Below are 16,127 nucleotides of genomic sequence, written 5' to 3'. Positions count from 1 at the left end.
CCATGCGCTGGGGATCCGCTTCAATCAGTCTAAGCGGACCGGCGCGGTGTGGCGCACGATTGAGCGCGGGGTTCGTGCCATCGACTTTCTAACCCGCTTTGTCGCCTTCAATATTGGCCCAACCCTGATCGAGCTTGTGATGGCAGCCTTGGTCTTGGGGCTGCGTTATGGCTGGTTTTTTGCCCTGATCGCGGCCTCCACGGTGGTGATCTATACAATCGTCACCCTCGCCATCACCGAATGGCGCCTGCAATATCGACGCGACATGAATGACGCCGATAGCGAGGCGACGGGGCGGGCGGTGGATTCCTTGATGAATTTCGAGACCGTCAAAGCCTTTGCGGCCGAAGCGCGCGAGACAGAGCGCTATAATCAGGCTGTGAAAGCCTATGCGCGCGCGTCGGTCCAATCCAATGCGACGTTACAAGGCCTCAATGCTGCCCAGGGCTTTATTCAAAACTTGGGTTTAGCAGCGATGGTGGCCGCAGCTGGCTATGCCATTTCGCGCGGCACGATGGGGGCAGGCGATATAGCCGCGGTTACTTTGGTGATGCTGAACCTTTACGGCCCACTGAATATTTTGGGTTTTGCCTGGCGTGAGATCAAGCAGAGCTCGATTGATATGGAGGCCATGTATGCGCTTCTCGATGAAGTGCCTGATATTGCCGATAAGCCGGGCGCACCGCCCCTCAATGTCCGCCATGGTGAAGTGCAGTTCGACCGCGTCGCCTTTGTCCATGATGGGCGCCATGCAGGCCTGTCTGATGTGTCCTTTACCATTCCCACGGGCAAGACTGTGGCCATTGTCGGCCCGTCTGGTTCGGGCAAGTCCACCATTGTGCGCTTATTATTCCGCTTCTATGACCCTCAGGCTGGAGCCGTTCGGATCGATGGGCAGGACTTGCGCGATGTGACGCAAGAAAGCGTGCGGGCGGCTATTGGCCTCGTGCCACAGGATGTGGTGCTGTTTAACGACACCTTGGCTTATAATATCGCCTATGGCCGACCAGAGGCCACGCAAGAGGAAATCGAGCAAGCTGCCAAAATGGCGCGCCTTGAAGGGCTGATCGCGGCCGCGCCCATGGGCCTTGCCACCAAAGTGGGCGAGCGGGGCTTGAAACTGTCAGGTGGGGAGCGCCAGCGCGTTGGCATTGCGCGCGCCCTGTTGAAGAATCCCCCGATCCTTGTCCTCGATGAAGCCACCTCCAGCCTTGACTCGGTCACAGAAGCTGAAGTGCGCGAGGCCCTGGAGGACGCAGCCAAAGGCCGCACGACCCTTGTGGTCGCCCACCGCCTGTCGACGGTCGCGGATGCAGACGAGATCATCGTGCTGGCAGACGGGCAAGTCGCAGAGCGCGGCACCCATGATGCGCTTTTGGCCAAAGGCGCTGTCTATGCCGAATTGTGGGAGATGCAGGCGCGCATGAATGCAGAGCCAGCCTAAGGGGCCAGCCTAAGAGCCTAGCGCCACCGGTAAAGATGTCAGACGTTGGATTTTCTGGGGTGGAGGAAAGTGGCTCCCCGAGTAGGGCTCGAACCTACGACAAAGCGATTAACAGTCGCTTGCTCTACCAACTGAGCTATCGGGGAACACTTGAAGGCGCGCCTTATACCGCCACCTTGAGATCGTGCAAGCCTTTGATGCGGTTTGATTGCAGCAAGCTGCAGATCAAGGCCCCAAAGCCCGCCCAAAACCCTATACCAAAAAAAGCGGGGAGCCGTTGCGGGCCCCCCGTCAAGATCGGGTATGGTGGGGTGTCTTCCTGAGAAGACAGCACCAGTTAATATGATTCTAACCTTAATGTTTGGTTAATATCAAGATTACTCATGGGTAGGCTTTTGCCTGTTATTACCGGACTTCCGTGACGAAATCAGCGGTAGGACGGCGCACTTTTGTCAGATTTACCAGCCAATCGCCTTCTTCTTGGCGATAGCCCAAGGGGATGATGACAACACTACGCAAGCCGCGCTCATTAAGGCCCAAAATCTTGTCCACCGCGGCGGGGTCAAAGCCTTCCATCGGGGTCGCATCCACTTCGGCTTCGGCCGCAGCAACCATGGCCACACCCACGCCAATATAGGCTTGACGGGCGGCATGCTGATAATTGGTTTCCGCATCGCGCTGGGGATAAGTTGCCAGCAGCATGTTGCGATAATTTTCCCAGCCTTCGTTTTTGAAGCCACGAATTTCGTTGGTCAGGTCAAACATGTGGTTGATGCGATCAGCGGTGTAATTGTCCCAGGCGGCAAAAACCAACAGATGCGAGCCATCGGTGATCTGGGCTTGATTCCACGCCGCAGCTTGGATTTGCGCGCGGACTTCTGGATTGGTGACGAGGATCACTTCATAGGGCTGCAACCCACTCGAGGTTGGGGTGAGACGAATGGCTTCAAGGATCGCTGCAACCTTGTCTTCGGAGACTTTCTTGCTGGGGTCCATTTTCTTGGTTGCATAGCGCCATTTGAGCTGATCGATAAGCATTACAATTTCCTTTTGGTGATCAGCACGATGCCGATTTCGTGATATCTGGGGTGGATGGGGGCATGATGGAATAGGGGGCACTGTAAGGCGGCCATGGGTTGGCCGAGGTGTGGTCTTTGGATTGTTTGTTTCCGCTTTGGAAGGCCTTTGCCTCAGGCTGTGCCTAGGCAAAGGCTTCGTTCGAGTTTGAGCGCGCAAGAGGGGGCGTCAAGGGGCGCGCTTCGCGCGTCGGCGTAGCCGATTGCACCCCTTGACACCCCATCTTGCGCAAAAAGAATTGTCCGGCGGCTTCATGGCAAGCGACGTGCGGTCTGAAGCCGTTCCAAGTCAATTGGCTAAAGTTTGGTATCGACGATCTTTGGAGTTGCTTGACCATGGTGCATTCCAAGGCTGGAATGCACCCTACGGCGGCAAGTGCTCTTCTGCCACACCAAAAGGAAACAGGCCTAGAGTTGTCTTGCGGGACGGCACAGCCCAGTCCCGGATCTTGCACCAGAAAGTCCCCCAAAAGTCCCCGCACTTCGCTGCGCGTCCGCGCAGATGACCTGGTGGGGAGAGCGTCTTTATCTAGAAGCGGTTTGTTCTTGCGCGATCTGTGTCGTCCATTTTGGTGAAACAGGGTTTCAATTAGAGTAGGCCCAAAAAAGACTGTTGCGGCACTTGAAAAGGACCCCCATCCATGTTCACCCATATTGTTGTTGGTACCAATGATCTCGATAAAGCCGCCCGCTTTTATGATGCGGTATTGGGTCCATTGGGGCTGCAGCGGCAGAAAAATGCCCCCGCAGATCGGCATGTCTATGTGGGGGCCGAGGCGGGGGCGTTTTTGGTGATGCGGCCGCTCGATGGGCAAAGGGCGGCGGCGGGCAATGGCGGCACGATTGGCTTTCGCGCGCCAACGCCTTCTGCGGTTGATGCCTTTCATGCCGCAGGGCTTTTAGCCGGTGGCCTGGATGAGGGCGCACCCGGGCCACGCCCAAGTGGGGATCGCATGACCTATGGGGCCTACTTGCGATCACCCGAGGGGCATAAGATTTGCGCCTTTGCGCGCCTTTAGGCGCTTGAAGCGCTGCCTCAGCGATAAGACACCACTTCAAACTCAATGCCATTCTCGTCAAAGAAATAGAAGCGGCGACCGGGTTCATAATTGCCATGGTTAAAGGGCGTCAGGTCTCGGGCGACCACTTTGGCTTCAATGGCGTCTAAATCGTCCACGACAACCGCGAGGTGATTAAGCGGCGCGCCTTTGGGGAAGTCGCGGCTTTGACCGTCTCTAGGCTGATAGACCGCAATATACTGGTCGGCTGTGCCGACATGGACGGTGTAGCCGCCATCGCGGGCAGGGCCGGACCAGCGGATGTGCCAGTCAAAAACATCTACCAAGAGGGCTGCGGCCTGATCGGCATCGGCAACGGTGATATTGACATGTTCAAGGTAAGATTGGGTCATCTGAAAAGCTCCTAGCGAGACTGTGGGCGCGCTTGTTTATCCGTCGGGATCAAGACACGCCTCATGGTTGGGTCACTTGACAGATGGTCTTATGCAACCTCAACCTAGATTGAGGTCAAGCTTTGATGAGAAGGAAATAGCAGTGCAGGCAAAAGATGTGTTGAGCATTGGCGAGATCGCCGCCCGTGTCGGGCTTTCAGTCTCTTCGATCCGCTTTTATGAGGCGCGGGGATTGATCGTGGCCCACCGCAGCGCGGGCCAACAAAGGCGCTATCATCGCGCCGATATTCGCCGTCTGTCCTTTATCAAAATTGCCCAGCACCTGGGTTTGACCTTAGAGGAGATTAAGGCGGAATTGGATCGCCTGCCCTTGGGGCGTGCACCCAATGCGCGCGATTGGCGGGGAATCAGTGCGGCCATTGCGGCCACCCTGGATCAGAAAATCCAAGCTTTGACGAAAACACGCGACCGATTGGACGGCTGTATTGGCTGTGGCTGCCTATCGCTTGAGACCTGCGCCCTCTTCAATCCCAGCGACCAAGCCGCCAAAGGCGGGGCCGGGCCGCGCTATTTATTGGGCGATGATATTCCACCGGCTAAGAAAGCTTCAGCCCATGATTAGCGCGTCATGAAAGGAAATTTGGAGGCCTCGCCCGGAATCGAACCGGGGTACACGGATTTGCAATCCGCTGCGTCACCACTCCGCCACGAGGCCTTCTTGACGCAGAAGCAGGCGGGTGGATGGGCGATGTAACAGAGCAGGCCTTAAGCAGCAATGAATGTCTGCAGGTTCAAGCTGTAACAGACCCAAACTATTGCCAACTTTGGACAGTTATCCATTCTTGCCCGCACGACCCAATTCCCTGTAATGAGTCCGCGCGCAGGATTGGCGCTGGAAGCACAGGTACGGGGACCGACATGGATTTTGCGGCAGCACGCGACACGATGATCGAAAGCCAAGTTCGTACCAATGATGTCAGCGATTTAGCCCTACAAGGTGCGATGCGGGTCGTTGAACGTGAGACCTTCGTCGTCGCTGAAAAGCGCGCCTTTGCCTATGCAGAAGTCACCTCGCCGACGCCATCGGGCCGCTGGCTGTGGAAGCCGCGCGATTTTTCGAAATTGGCCCAAGCTGCCAATGCCTTGGCCGGAGAGCGGGTTTTGGTTATCGCAGGCGCTGGTGGCTATAGCGCGGCGGTCTTTGCTGCTTTGGGCTGCACGGTCACTGTGCTGGATGAAGTGGCCGTCACCATTCCCGGCGTGACCAGCATTGTGGGTGGCCTAGACACCCCGCCAGAAGGCCCATTCGATATTGTTTTTGTCGATGGTGGGGTTGAGACCTTCCCAGACAGCTGGACCCAAGTTTTGGCCGAGCAGGGGCGTTTGTGCGTCGTCTTGCTCAAAGGACCCATGGGGACCGCCAATATCTTTACCAAGAGCGGCGGCAGTGTTGCTGGACGCGTTGTATTTGACGCAACTGTCCCGCAATTACCCGGCTTTCGTATTGCCCCAGCTTTTGCTTTTTAACGAATTGTTGTCAGATTCGGGGCATCGCTAGACTTTGATTGGCAATCCAAGTTAGCTTACTGAACTTCATGTGCGATTCGCACACTATGGGGATATTATGAGCGCCGCAGACGCACAAGCCGAACCGACTATGGAAGAAATCCTGGCCTCGATCCGCCGGATTATTTCTGAAGATGACACTGGGCCCCCAGCTGATGCCGCACCTGCGGCTGCGGCTGAACCGGATTTCGGCGACGAAGTTCTGGAATTGAATGAGCCGGTCATGGAAATGCCGGAAACAGTCTCGCCAGACTTTGATTTTGATGCCTTGCCAGTCGATGACGAGCCCGAAGTTGCGCTTGAGGAAATCATCGTTGAAGACCGCTGGGAAGAGCCCGCACCAGCTCCAGCGCCTGCGCCCGCCCCTGTGGCAGCGGCCCCTGCGCCAGCCCCCGTCTATACCCCACCGCCAGAGCCTGCAGCGCCAGCCTTCCCGTTTGACCAAGGCTTGGTGAGCGACCCGATTGCAGACAAGGCCTCAACCGTTTTCCAAAAGCTCGCTCCAAACACCACGCTGCCCGGCGTCTTTATTTCGGGCAATACGGTCGAAGCCATGGTGGGCGAATTGATCAAGCCGATGTTGAAAGACTGGCTTGACGCGAATTTGCCTCGCATTGTGGAAGAGAAAGTCGAAGCTGAAGTCGCACGGATCGCCCGTCGCTCCTTCTAAGACAGTGCTTTGCGGCCTGAGGGCTGCTTCCAACAGCAGAAAGTCTTCAAAAGAACGGCGTTGGCATGATATGCCAACGTCGCTTTTGTTTGGTGCCAATGGGGCGTGCCCCAGCGCCCACATCCTATTCACTCGGGACACACATGTTAGAAAGTCATTTCTCCGCTCAAGCTGCTGAGCCTCGTCTATATGCGGCATGGGAAAAATCTGGCGCGTTTAAGCCAAAGGCCGATCCAGAGGCGGAAACTTTCTCCATCGTCATTCCGCCACCTAATGTGACGGGCTCGCTTCATATTGGCCATGCGCTCAATTGTACGCTGCAGGATATTTTGTGCCGGTTTGAGCGGATGCGCGGCAAGTCTGTTTTGTGGCAACCGGGCCTCGACCATGCCGGTATCGCCACCCAAATGGTGGTAGAGCGCCAGATGGCGCAATCGGGCAGTAATGAAACGCGCCGCACCATGGGGCGCGAAAAATTCCTAGAGCGCGTGTGGTCGTGGAAGGCCGAAAGCGGTGGGACAATCACCACCCAGCTCAAGCGTCTTGGCGCATCCTGTGATTGGAGCCGTGAGCGCTTCACCATGGATGAGGGCCTGTCGGCAGCCGTCCGCAAAGTCTTTGTCCAACTGCACAAAGAAGGCCTGATTTACCGCGACAAGCGCTTGGTGAATTGGGACCCCCATTTTGAAACCGCGGTCTCTGACCTTGAAGTGATCAATGAAGAGCGCGCTGGCCATTTCTGGCATTTCAAATATCCGCTGGAAAACGGCGAAACCTATGAATTCCCTATCGCCTTTGACGAAAATGGCGAACCCACGGAATTTGAAACGCGCGACTATATCTCTATCGCCACGACGCGGCCTGAGACCATGTTGGGCGACGGGGCTGTGGCGGTTCATCCCAGCGATAAGCGCTATGCTTCCATCGTGGGCAAGCGGTGTCTTTTGCCGCTGGCTGATCGTTTGATCCCGATTATTGCTGATGAATATCCCGATCCAGATTTTGGCTCGGGTGCGGTGAAGATCACCGGCGCGCATGACTTCAATGACTATAAGGTCGCCCGTCGCCACAATATTGAGATGTTCGTCTTGCTCGATACCAAGGGCCGGATGCTGGACGCCGATTATATTCCAGAAGCCTATCGCGGGCTGGATCGGTTTGAGGCGCGTAAGCGCGTGGTTGCCGATATTGATGCGCGCGGCCTGATGCTAAAAGTTGAAGACAAGCTGATCACCCAGCCTTTGGGCGAGCGGTCGGATGTTGTGATTGAGCCGATGTTGACCGACCAATGGTATGTCGATGCAGCCAAGCTTGCGGTTAATGCGCTGAAAGCCGTGGAAAGCGGGGAAACCAAGTTTGTCCCCGAAAGCTGGACGGCGACCTATTATCAATGGATGCGCAATATCGAGCCTTGGTGTGTGTCGCGCCAACTCTGGTGGGGCCACCGGATCCCGGCTTGGTATGATGAAGAAGGCACTATTTTCGTCGAAGAGACAGAAGCCGAAGCCCTTGCCGCCGCCAAAGCCAAGCATGGCCGCGAGGTGACCTTGGTCCAAGATGAAGACGTGTTGGATACGTGGTTCTCATCCGGCCTCTGGCCATTTTCGACCCTGGGCTGGCCAGAAGCCACGCCTGAGATGAGCCGCTTCTATCCCACCAGCACGTTGGTGACGATGTTTGACATCATCTTCTTCTGGGTTGCCCGGATGATGATGTTTGGCTGCCACTTTACCGGCAAAGCGCCCTTCTCAACCGTGGTCATCCACTCGCGCGTGGTGGACGAGCACGGCAAGAAAATGTCGAAGTCCAAAGGCAATATTATCGACCCAACGGTTTTGATTGATACTTATGGGGCCGACGCTTTGCGCTTTACTTTGGCGATTGCTGCAGGCCCCGGCCGCGACATTCGCATGAGTGACAAACGGGTTGAAGGCTATCGGAATTTCGGCACCAAATTGTGGAATGCTGCCCGCTTTGCCCAGATGAATGAGTGCACCTTGTGGGAGGCTTTTGACCCCAGCGCCGTGAAGCATACGCTGAACCGCTGGATTGTCTCTGAACTCACCAAGACCGCCCAAAGTGTGGAAACCGCCCTTGCCACCCATCGCTTCGATGAAGCCGCGCAAAGCAATTATGCCTTTGTCTGGGGCGTCTTCTGCGACCTCTATCTTGAACTCGTCAAGCCACTCCTCAATGGCGAGGATGAAGAAGCCAAGTCTGAGACCCGCCGCACGGTTGCTTGGGTGTTGGATCAGATTTTGAAAATCCTGCACCCCTTCATGCCGTTTGTGACCGAAGAATTGTGGGACAAGACGGCTGAATTTGGCCCCAAGCGCACCAGTCTGTTGATCAATGAAGCTTGGCCTAAGCTCGATGCTAGCCTGATTGATGAGGCGGCCGCCGCTGAAGTGGGCTGGGTGGTGGATCTGGTCACGGGCCTTCGGTCTTTGCGCAGCGAAACCAATGTGCCCGCAGGGGCCAAAGTGCCCGCGCTCTTGATCGGGGCTTCCAAAGATACAGCCCAGCGCTTGGAGCGCTATCAGGCAGAAATCGACCGTTTGGCACGCTTGGAATATTCGGTGGTGGCAGATGCTGCCCCCGCAGGCAGTGTGACCTTCGTCTTGGGTGAAGCCATTGTCGCCATTCCTTTGGCGGGCGTGATGGATATTGGTGCCGAAAAAGCCCGCCTCACCAAAGAGATTGCCCGCTGTACCAAGGAAATCGAGACGGTGTCGCGCAAGCTCGATAATCCAGGCTTTGTCGCCAAAGCCCCCGCCGAGGTCATCGAAGAACAGCGCGAGCGTCGCGCCACTTATGAAGCGGAAAAGCAGAAATATGAGGCTGCTTTGGCCCGTCTGGGCTAGGCACGTCGGTGAGGCGTCAAGAACAAGCCCGTGCCATCACGGGCTTGTTTGCGTTTTTAATGTGTAATCGCCTGAATTAAACGGCGTCTCCCCCCTAGCATCGCGCGCTAAACGCGCTATCAATTCATCGATAATGCAGAGCCTGAACAGGCACGAACTCAGGGAACGTCCACATGGATTTCAATTTTACCGACGAACAAAACATGCTGCGGGACTCGATCGCAAAGCTCGTCCAGCAAAAGTATGATTTCGACACGCGTCGCAAGGCCATTCATTCCGATCTGGGCTGGCGGCCAGAGATCTGGGCGGAAATGGCGGAAATGGGTCTGATGATGGCCCCCTTGCCGGAGTCCATGGGTGGCCTCGGTGGCGGCGCGATCGACACGCTCGTTATCATGGAAGAATTCGGCAAAGGCTTGGTGGTTGAACCTTTTATTCCATCGGTTGTCGCCAGTGGCAATTTGCTGCGCGTGGCAGGCTCTGCCGCCCAGCAAGAAGAACATGGTGGTCGCATCACCACGGGGGAGGGGATTTATGCCCTCGCCACCCATGAGCCCAAGAGCCGCTATGATCTGGCCGATGTATCGACCACCGCGAAGAAGGACGGCTCAGGCTATATTTTGAACGGCCATAAGTCGGTCGTCATTGGCGGCCCGCAAGCCGATACGCTGATCGTGATTGCCCGTACCGCTGGCAGCCAGCGTGAGCGGGCTGGTTTGACCGCTTTCTTGGTATCCAAGACCGCCGCGGGCGTCTCCACAAAGGATTATCCGACCGTTGATGGCCTGCGCGCGAGCGACGTCTATCTGGAAAATGTCTCGGTGGGGGCTGATGCCGTCATCGGCCCAGTCGATGGCATCTTGCCAGCACTGGAAGAGACCCAGGACAATGTGATCGCCGCTTTGTGCGCCGAGGCTGTTGGCGCGATGCGCGTTGCCCATGCGATGACGGTGGATTATGCCCGCCAGCGCAAGCAATTTGGCGTGGCCATTGGCTCGTTCCAAGTCCTGCAGCACCGCATGGTCGACATGTTCATGTGGACTGAGCAATCAACCTCCATGGCCTATCTCGCAGCCATCCGCTGCGGCGAAGACGATGCCTTGGAGCGGGCGAAGGCATGTGCGGGGGCTAAGACCCAAATCGGTCGCGGTGGCCGCTTTGTTGGCCAAAACGCCATCCAAATCTTCGGTGGCATGGGCATGACGGACGAATTGGCCATCGGCCATTATTTCAAGCGCTTGACCATGATCGACACCCAAGCCGGCAGCGCCGATTGGCATTTGAAGCGCTATGCCGCCATGACGCTTGGGGATAAGGCCGCGGCCTAAGCCTCGGCTTCCTCGGACTTTTTTGTACTTAAAGGCCAGCCCATCCGGTTGGCCTTTTTGGTTTCGCCCTGCCGAAACCCGCTGAACCCATCGGCCAAAGCAAGAGGTGCCATATGGACTATGATCAAGTTATTCTGGGTCGCCGCAGTATTCGTGGCTATAAGCCTGACCCCGTGCCCAAGGCCTTGATTGAGGAAATTCTGGCGCTGGCGATGCGGGCACCATCCTCGATGAATACCCAGCCTTGGAACTTTTATGTGCTGACGGGCGAGCCCTTGGACCGCATTCGCGCTGGCAATACTGAGCGTAATTTAGCCGGTGTGCCGCACTCGCGTGAGTTTCGCATTGGCCAAGCTTTCGCAGGCGTGCACCGCGACCGCCAGATTGGTGTTGCCAAACAATTGTTTGCCGCCATGGGCATTGCGCGGGAAGATCAAGCAGCCCGGCAGGATTGGGTGTTGCGCGGCTTTCGCCAGTTTGACGCCCCCGTCTGCATCATCATCACCTATGACAAAGCCCTCGACGGCAGTGATGATACGCCCTTTGACTGCGGGGCCGTGGCAACGGCCTTGGTCAATGCCGCTTGGTCGCGAGGTTTAGGCACCGTCATCAATAGCCAAGGCATCATGCAATCGCCTGTGGTGCGCGAACATGCGGGCATTGCTGAGGATCAAGTCATTATGAAAAGCATCGCCTTGGGCTGGCCAGACGAGAGCTTCCCTGCCAATGCGGTGGTGTCAGAGCGCAAATCTGTGGCCGAAGCCACCACTTTTGTGGGCTTTGACGACTGAACATAGGCACTTGTCTGGTTTTCTTTGGTGCAACGATCTGGGCTGGGTGGATTGCCACACTCGCTATAGAGATTTTTCCAGCCCACACATTGCCCGGTCCGCTTAGAGCGCCAACCGGGGCCACCGCGACACCCACAGCCACTGCAGCGCGCCACCAGATCGATCGGGGTGGAGAAGGTTTGGGCGTAGGAGGTGGCAGCCTGCACGGGAACTGGCGAGGATGTGAGTTGAACTGGGGCGCAAACCATGATCAGGGCAGCGGTCAGTATTTTGTAAGTTGCGGGTTTCATGTTATTACCTCAAGTGCGTATGAGACAATTTACAACCAAAAGAATTTTAAGTCTAGCCGCCTTGGGTGGCGTGGTCGCGCTTGGCATGGCCGCTGCGGCTATGGCCTCGACCGGCGTGGTGCAGGGCCGGGCCTCAGTTATTGATGGGGATACGCTGGAAGTTCAGGGTGAGCGTATTCGCCTCTATGGTATTGATGCCCCCGAAGCGGGCCAGTCCTGTTTGGACGCAAGGGGTCGAAGCTATCGCTGTGGCCAGCGCGCGGCCTTTGCTTTGTCTGACAAAGTGGGGGCACGGCCGGTCTTGTGCCAATCGACGGGCAGGGACCGCTATGGCCGTATGGTGGCGCGCTGCTCGCTGGCGGGAGAAGACTTGCAAGCTTGGATGGTGCGCAACGGCCATGCACTGGCTTTTGTGCGTTATTCTAAGACCTATCGCACCCAAGAGGCTGAGGCGAAGGCCAGCGGCGCTGGCATGTGGACGGGCAGTTTTGAAGCCCCATGGGAGTGGCGACGCCGGCCAAAATCCTAAGGCGGTGAGGGGCTTAATCCTTTAAGAGGTGCACAGAGCCTCAACCCCTTCAGCGATCATCGGACCACGCTCTTGCTGCTTGGCGACCGCGCTGGATGAGGGCAATTCTTTGAGCTTTTTATGTGAGCCTTCGGCGGCCAGTGCCAAGCCCGTGCGCGAATAGGACCGGAAATCATACTCCGCCGCCATCGCCCGAATGGCCCGGCAATTGGGCGAGTTATACTTGGGGTCTTCCGGATTGGGCACTGTGCTCCCCAAGCCTGAGGGCGAGATACAAGCACTGAGGAGGCATGTGCTTAACAGCAAGGGCAAACAAAATACCACTTTTGTCATCGAGCTCTCCCTGTGCTGCATGATCTCTATTAAGCCTAACTAACGGGTAAAAGAATTACAATCCTGCTGGCGTCTCAAGTCCGGCTGTTTGGTCCAATCAATCCCACGCATTGTCTTGGGTTAGCATCGTCGCGCGTTTCACAAATAAAAAGTCGGCTTGGCGGGCGCGATTGTCACGCATACGCCCGGCGACAGCACCAATATCATGGAGCTCGAAGCCATGTTCATCCATAAACCTCACCAGAACTGACACAGGCGGCTCATAGGCCTGCGCGTAAAATGATACCTCCAACAGGGCTACATCAATCATTTGTAACAACTGGGTTGCGCCCCGCAATGCATGGAGCTCATAGCCCTGCAAATCGAGCTTCAGAAAAACTGGACCAGGCAGTGTCAATTCTGCTCGAAGCAAGTCGTCGAGTCTAACCATCGGCACTTCAAGAATTGGGCTATTCGCATCGGCACGCTGGTCATAGATATGTGCGCCGGTCGAGGTTGTTTCAGGATCAGCCGCCATCGCAATCGTACCGGTTTCATCGCTGAGCGCCACCATATGCATTCTAAAGCCGTGTTCACGGCAGAGGACTTCGAGGGCCGCTTGGCAGGATTGTTGAGGCTCAATCATATGTACATATGCAGTAGGCCAAATTTGACGGGCAAATTTCGAAAAATCGCCCACATTTGCTCCGCCATCGATAACATAGGTTGGTGAATAACCGCGTTTGTAGAGGTTTGTTAGTAGATCATCAATCGCTTGAAAGCGGTTGCCAAGGCCACGCCGAATAATTCGAAAGGGAGTTTGCCTAATTGCCCGTTTTAATAATGCTCTTAATAGCATAAATGCTCCTAAAATAAGCGAACGTGATTGGATAAGCATCTATTCCATTTCTATCAAGTTATTCGCGTCGGCAGCGGGGGCATCAGAACTTTGACAGACGGACAACTTCTATTGATCTCCTCCACTCCACGGCGCTACGCGAAGCGCAAGGTCTGAATACGAGCGTCCACAACCACCTTGATCTTGCACCAAAAAATTCGCCAAGCGGCCATTTTCTGTCATTACATCCGCCCGTGGGCCATTTAGCTGGATGGATAATTTTTCCACCTTGGATGGCCCAACGTGTCTGACGAAACAGCGAGTGCGTCGATGATTGAAGCTCCTGAAACGGCGCACAACGCCCATTCCCATGGCACCGGGCATCGTTGGTTTGATATTGTGATGGCAGTCGCCATTCTATTGGTATCGGCAGGCTCGCTCTATGTGTCGCTGCATACAGGCCATACGATGGAAGCCTTGGTGAAGGAAAATGAGCGGCTGGTTCGTGCTCAGTCCACACCCATTTTGCAATTCAGCCATGGCAATGTGACCGATGACGGTGCCCGCGCCTTAGAGTTTACCATCTCAAATGTCGGGACAGGGCCTGCTCGCGTGATGTGGACCGAATTGCAATCTGACGGCAAAACCTATGGCGATATGGATGAGTATGTGTTCGCAACCGGCACCGGCCAGATCACCTATATCACAAGCCCGATCAATCAGAGCGTGTTGTCGCATGGCGAAGATCGGCGGATTTTACGCTGGGACTATCCCAAAGACGCAGATGCGCAAAGGCGCTGGTCCTTGATTGATAAGAGCCGCTTTAAGGCTAAGGCCAAAGCCTGCTATTGCTCGGTCTTCAACGAATGCTGGACTTCCAATATGGCTGCAGACTTGCCCCAACCTGTGAAGTCGTGTGATCGTTAGCCGTCGCCTTTTAGGCTCTGGCTCAACGAGCTAGCCGTCGCCTTTTAGGCTTTGGCTCAACGAGCTAGCCGTCGCTGGGTAGGGTGCATTCCTGCAGGAATGCACCTTTTTCATTTGAACACGGCCGCTTTTCAATGAGATCGCCCTGACCGCAGACCATGCCATCCCGAGACAATGCGGGCGTTTATGAAAGATGGTGCATTCCTGACGGAATGCACGCTCGTGCCCTCTAAGACATTTTGTCGAAGTCTGGCGGCAAAATGGACCAAAGGGTGAATACAAACAGGAGGATGACGGCGCTTGCCTCTACCAAGGTAAGGATAATGCTCTGCGGGCGGTGGTTGACAATCAGGCCATAGTCTCGATCCCACGGTGCTTGGCCCTCATCTTTCACGGTTTCATAGGCAACCGCGAGCGTGATCAAATTGATCCATGGGATCATGAGGAAATAGGCGCGCACAAAAATCGCAAACTCTCGCTTCAAGGCGAGCTTAAAGCCCAATGGCTTTCCATCGGGCTTGGTGACACGAATCCCAAACAGCCATTTGCCCAAAGTCGTCCCGTAATAGGCCATGAAGGGGACATTGGCCAAGAAGCTGAAGACCGTGGTGATCGCCCCATTTGGAACCAAGTTTTCACGCTCCGTGAAGATCTGCGTCCAAAAGTTTGACGTATCTTGTGCAAACACGCCAGCCACATAGGTCCAAACGATAGTCAGGACAAAGGCATTCACACTCAAGTCGATGGTGCGCGCAAAAAAGCGCCGCCAAGCCTGGGAACTGGTATCAGACCCCGTATCGGCCTCGCTCAAACATGGATTTGCCTCGTGCATGCCCATCCTCACGCTGTGGTTGTATATCATGCGAGGATTTTATCCCAGATGGCAAGAGGCAACGCGCTATAAAGGGAAGCTCTGACCACGCTGTGCCCTAAACTGCGGCTCTGCCCACGCGCCTCACTTCTTGCCCGCAGCTGTGGGTAGTTTTGCCGCGCAACCTGGCGCTTTAGGTGCCGGTGTAGATGGAGTTGCGCATTGGGCGGCAAAGGCCACCGACTGAATGGCGGCCATGCGTTGTAAATAATCTGGCGGGAAAGCCAAAATCCCAGTCGCGGGATCGCGCACGAGGCCCCTTTCCTCAGGCGGCAACCGATAGGCGAGCTTCATCAGAATATCGCCACTCACCCATGGACTAGAGCGGAAATACCCATGCCCGTGATCCAATGCGATGTCTTCGGCATTGGATACATTGATATAGGAAATCCGGTCCTTATGCTCGATCAACATGCGCCGAAAGGCCGGGGTAAGCTCGCTTGACGTCATCATGGAGCCAAGCCTTTTGTGGCCGGTTACCACGCTCGACATTTGCAGCGCCTTGTCGCGCTGCGATCCATAGATCACCAGATGGCGCTGCGCCCCCAAGATGCCATCTGCCAGATAGGCCCCAAACACATCGCGGTCGATGTCGCTACTGACCAGCATCACATTTTCCAGCTTGTGGCCAAGGCGCTTGGGATCGGTTTCACGGCCCCGATTGATCAGCGAGATTTGCTCCATCGCGCGGGCGACCATGCGGGTACCTGCGCTATAGCCCAGAATATGAATGCGCTCGGCATGGGTGGAGGTTTCGACAAACTCAATCAGCTCGCGCAGATTGCGCGCCATGCCGGCTGCGGCGTCAATATCGCCAAAATAGGCCGTGCTTCGGGGCGTTGAGGGCCAGGAAAAGGCGATAAACGCCCCCTCATACCCCAAAAAATGCCACAGCTCAGAACTCACCAGAACGGGATTTTCAAATACGACCTTATAGCCATGCACATAGATGAACACGTCTTTCTGACCCGATTGGGCCAGACGATCATTAATGGCTTGGGCAAAGCGGGCCCGCGCCACGCCCGCCACATCGCCCACCCCGTTCTCGGTTAAGGGCATGCGGGGGTCTAAGGCGCCAAATTCTTCTACGCCTGTGACGCGCAAGGGATAATGGGCGGCCTTATTCTTCAGGATGGAGATTTCGCGCGCCTGCTCCCACGTGAGGTCACTATCGCCCACTTCGAGTTTAGCCAGGCCAACCCGCAAGGCT

The 16,127-nt window shown here is 56.0% G+C and carries 16 protein-coding genes and 2 tRNA genes; 10 read left to right on the top strand and 8 right to left on the bottom strand.

What is annotated here, in order from left to right; all coding sequences use genetic code 11:
* Positions 1 to 1,444 (top strand): ABC transporter ATP-binding protein/permease (locus tag IOB61_RS16535; protein WP_290819058.1); only part of this gene is annotated, 1,444 nt, incomplete at its 5' end.
* A 70-nt stretch (positions 1,445 to 1,514) separates the two neighbouring features.
* Here IOB61_RS16535 and IOB61_RS16530 read toward each other — a convergent pair.
* Together IOB61_RS16530 and IOB61_RS16525 are read right to left on the bottom strand one after the other, a co-directional pair.
* Positions 1,515 to 1,590, bottom strand: a tRNA-Asn gene (locus tag IOB61_RS16530).
* A 259-nt stretch (positions 1,591 to 1,849) separates the two neighbouring features.
* Positions 1,850 to 2,482 carry an NAD(P)H-dependent oxidoreductase gene (locus IOB61_RS16525; protein ID WP_290819055.1) on the bottom strand — a complete coding sequence of 211 codons (633 nt, stop codon included), beginning with the start codon at positions 2,480 to 2,482 and terminating at the stop codon, positions 1,850 to 1,852.
* A 679-nt stretch (positions 2,483 to 3,161) separates the two neighbouring features.
* On the opposite strand from IOB61_RS16525, the gene IOB61_RS16520 reads away from it, so the two are divergent.
* Entirely contained in the window at positions 3,162 to 3,539 is a 378-nt protein-coding gene (locus IOB61_RS16520) for a VOC family protein (RefSeq protein ID WP_290819053.1), read from the top strand.
* A 17-nt stretch (positions 3,540 to 3,556) separates the two neighbouring features.
* On the opposite strand, the gene IOB61_RS16515 is transcribed toward IOB61_RS16520, so the two are convergent.
* Positions 3,557 to 3,931, bottom strand: a complete 375-nt coding sequence (locus IOB61_RS16515; RefSeq protein WP_290819051.1) for a VOC family protein — start codon at positions 3,929 to 3,931, stop codon at positions 3,557 to 3,559.
* 142 nt (positions 3,932 to 4,073) lie between these two features.
* On the opposite strand from IOB61_RS16515, the gene soxR reads away from it, so the two are divergent.
* Positions 4,074 to 4,553, top strand: coding sequence for a redox-sensitive transcriptional activator SoxR (gene soxR, locus IOB61_RS16510; RefSeq protein WP_290819049.1), 480 nt, complete (start codon positions 4,074 to 4,076; stop codon positions 4,551 to 4,553).
* 19 nt (positions 4,554 to 4,572) lie between these two features.
* Here the strand turns inward: soxR and IOB61_RS16505 are convergent.
* Positions 4,573 to 4,646 (bottom strand) — tRNA-Cys (locus tag IOB61_RS16505).
* A 26-nt stretch (positions 4,647 to 4,672) separates the two neighbouring features.
* Between IOB61_RS16505 and IOB61_RS16500 the strand changes: the two genes are divergently transcribed.
* From IOB61_RS16500 to IOB61_RS16475, 6 genes are all read left to right on the top strand, one after another.
* Positions 4,673 to 5,458, top strand: coding sequence for a protein-L-isoaspartate O-methyltransferase (locus IOB61_RS16500; protein WP_290819047.1), 786 nt, complete (start codon positions 4,673 to 4,675; stop codon positions 5,456 to 5,458).
* A 97-nt stretch (positions 5,459 to 5,555) separates the two neighbouring features.
* Positions 5,556 to 6,167 (top strand): DUF2497 domain-containing protein, encoded by a 612-nt coding sequence (locus IOB61_RS16495; protein ID WP_290819045.1) that lies wholly within the window; start codon positions 5,556 to 5,558, stop codon positions 6,165 to 6,167.
* A 143-nt stretch (positions 6,168 to 6,310) separates the two neighbouring features.
* Positions 6,311 to 9,031 carry a valine--tRNA ligase gene (locus IOB61_RS16490; protein WP_290819043.1) on the top strand — a complete coding sequence of 907 codons (2,721 nt, stop codon included), beginning with the start codon at positions 6,311 to 6,313 and terminating at the stop codon, positions 9,029 to 9,031.
* A 173-nt stretch (positions 9,032 to 9,204) separates the two neighbouring features.
* Positions 9,205 to 10,359, top strand: coding sequence for an acyl-CoA dehydrogenase (locus tag IOB61_RS16485; RefSeq protein WP_290819041.1), 1,155 nt, complete (start codon positions 9,205 to 9,207; stop codon positions 10,357 to 10,359).
* A gap of 113 nt (positions 10,360 to 10,472) precedes the next feature.
* Positions 10,473 to 11,150, top strand: coding sequence for a nitroreductase (locus IOB61_RS16480; RefSeq protein WP_290819039.1), 678 nt, complete (start codon positions 10,473 to 10,475; stop codon positions 11,148 to 11,150).
* Positions 11,151 to 11,459: 309 nt separating this feature from the next.
* Positions 11,460 to 11,969: a thermonuclease family protein gene (locus tag IOB61_RS16475; protein WP_290819037.1), complete on the top strand. Its 510-nt coding sequence runs from the start codon at positions 11,460 to 11,462 to the stop codon at positions 11,967 to 11,969.
* A gap of 21 nt (positions 11,970 to 11,990) precedes the next feature.
* Here the strand turns inward: IOB61_RS16475 and IOB61_RS16470 are convergent, their stop codons facing one another.
* Entirely contained in the window at positions 11,991 to 12,302 is a 312-nt protein-coding gene (locus IOB61_RS16470; protein ID WP_290819035.1) for a hypothetical protein, read from the bottom strand.
* A 97-nt stretch (positions 12,303 to 12,399) separates the two neighbouring features.
* Complete coding sequence (locus IOB61_RS16465) at positions 12,400 to 13,179, bottom strand: FkbM family methyltransferase (RefSeq protein WP_290819033.1); 780 nt, start codon at positions 13,177 to 13,179, stop codon at positions 12,400 to 12,402.
* Positions 13,180 to 13,422: 243 nt separating this feature from the next.
* Between IOB61_RS16465 and IOB61_RS16460 the strand changes: the two genes are divergently transcribed.
* On the top strand, positions 13,423 to 14,046 hold the full coding sequence (locus tag IOB61_RS16460; RefSeq protein WP_290819031.1) for a hypothetical protein: 624 nt from the start codon (positions 13,423 to 13,425) through the stop codon (positions 14,044 to 14,046).
* Between the two features lie 229 nt (positions 14,047 to 14,275).
* On the opposite strand, the gene IOB61_RS16455 is transcribed toward IOB61_RS16460, so the two are convergent.
* Positions 14,276 to 14,878: an RDD family protein gene (locus tag IOB61_RS16455; RefSeq protein WP_290819029.1), complete on the bottom strand. Its 603-nt coding sequence runs from the start codon at positions 14,876 to 14,878 to the stop codon at positions 14,276 to 14,278.
* A gap of 123 nt (positions 14,879 to 15,001) precedes the next feature.
* On the bottom strand, positions 15,002 to 16,127 hold a 1,126-nt coding region (locus IOB61_RS16450), incomplete at its 5' end, for an alpha/beta hydrolase (protein ID WP_290819027.1).

It is taken from the genome of Aquidulcibacter sp. (assembly GCF_020253525.1).
In the GTDB taxonomy this organism is placed as follows: Bacteria; Pseudomonadota; Alphaproteobacteria; order Caulobacterales; family Aquidulcibacteraceae; genus Aquidulcibacter.
Note: the sequence above shows the minus strand (reverse complement) of the source record. Positions and strands in the feature narration are given on the sequence as shown.

Coding starts and splice junctions, on each gene's coding strand:
- IOB61_RS16500 (WP_290819047.1), top strand. CDS start 4,673: ATGGGCGATGTAACAGAGCAGGCCTTAAGCAGCAATGAATGTCTGCAG.
- IOB61_RS16470 (WP_290819035.1), bottom strand. CDS start 12,302: ATGACAAAAGTGGTATTTTGTTTGCCCTTGCTGTTAAGCACATGCCTC.
- IOB61_RS16455 (WP_290819029.1), bottom strand. CDS start 14,878: ATGCACGAGGCAAATCCATGTTTGAGCGAGGCCGATACGGGGTCTGAT.
- IOB61_RS16495 (WP_290819045.1), top strand. CDS start 5,556: ATGAGCGCCGCAGACGCACAAGCCGAACCGACTATGGAAGAAATCCTG.
- IOB61_RS16525 (WP_290819055.1), bottom strand. CDS start 2,482: ATGCTTATCGATCAGCTCAAATGGCGCTATGCAACCAAGAAAATGGAC.
- IOB61_RS16490 (WP_290819043.1), top strand. CDS start 6,311: ATGTTAGAAAGTCATTTCTCCGCTCAAGCTGCTGAGCCTCGTCTATAT.
- IOB61_RS16475 (WP_290819037.1), top strand. CDS start 11,460: ATGAGACAATTTACAACCAAAAGAATTTTAAGTCTAGCCGCCTTGGGT.
- IOB61_RS16520 (WP_290819053.1), top strand. CDS start 3,162: ATGTTCACCCATATTGTTGTTGGTACCAATGATCTCGATAAAGCCGCC.
- IOB61_RS16485 (WP_290819041.1), top strand. CDS start 9,205: ATGGATTTCAATTTTACCGACGAACAAAACATGCTGCGGGACTCGATC.
- IOB61_RS16480 (WP_290819039.1), top strand. CDS start 10,473: ATGGACTATGATCAAGTTATTCTGGGTCGCCGCAGTATTCGTGGCTAT.
- IOB61_RS16465 (WP_290819033.1), bottom strand. CDS start 13,179: ATGCTTATCCAATCACGTTCGCTTATTTTAGGAGCATTTATGCTATTA.
- IOB61_RS16515 (WP_290819051.1), bottom strand. CDS start 3,931: ATGACCCAATCTTACCTTGAACATGTCAATATCACCGTTGCCGATGCC.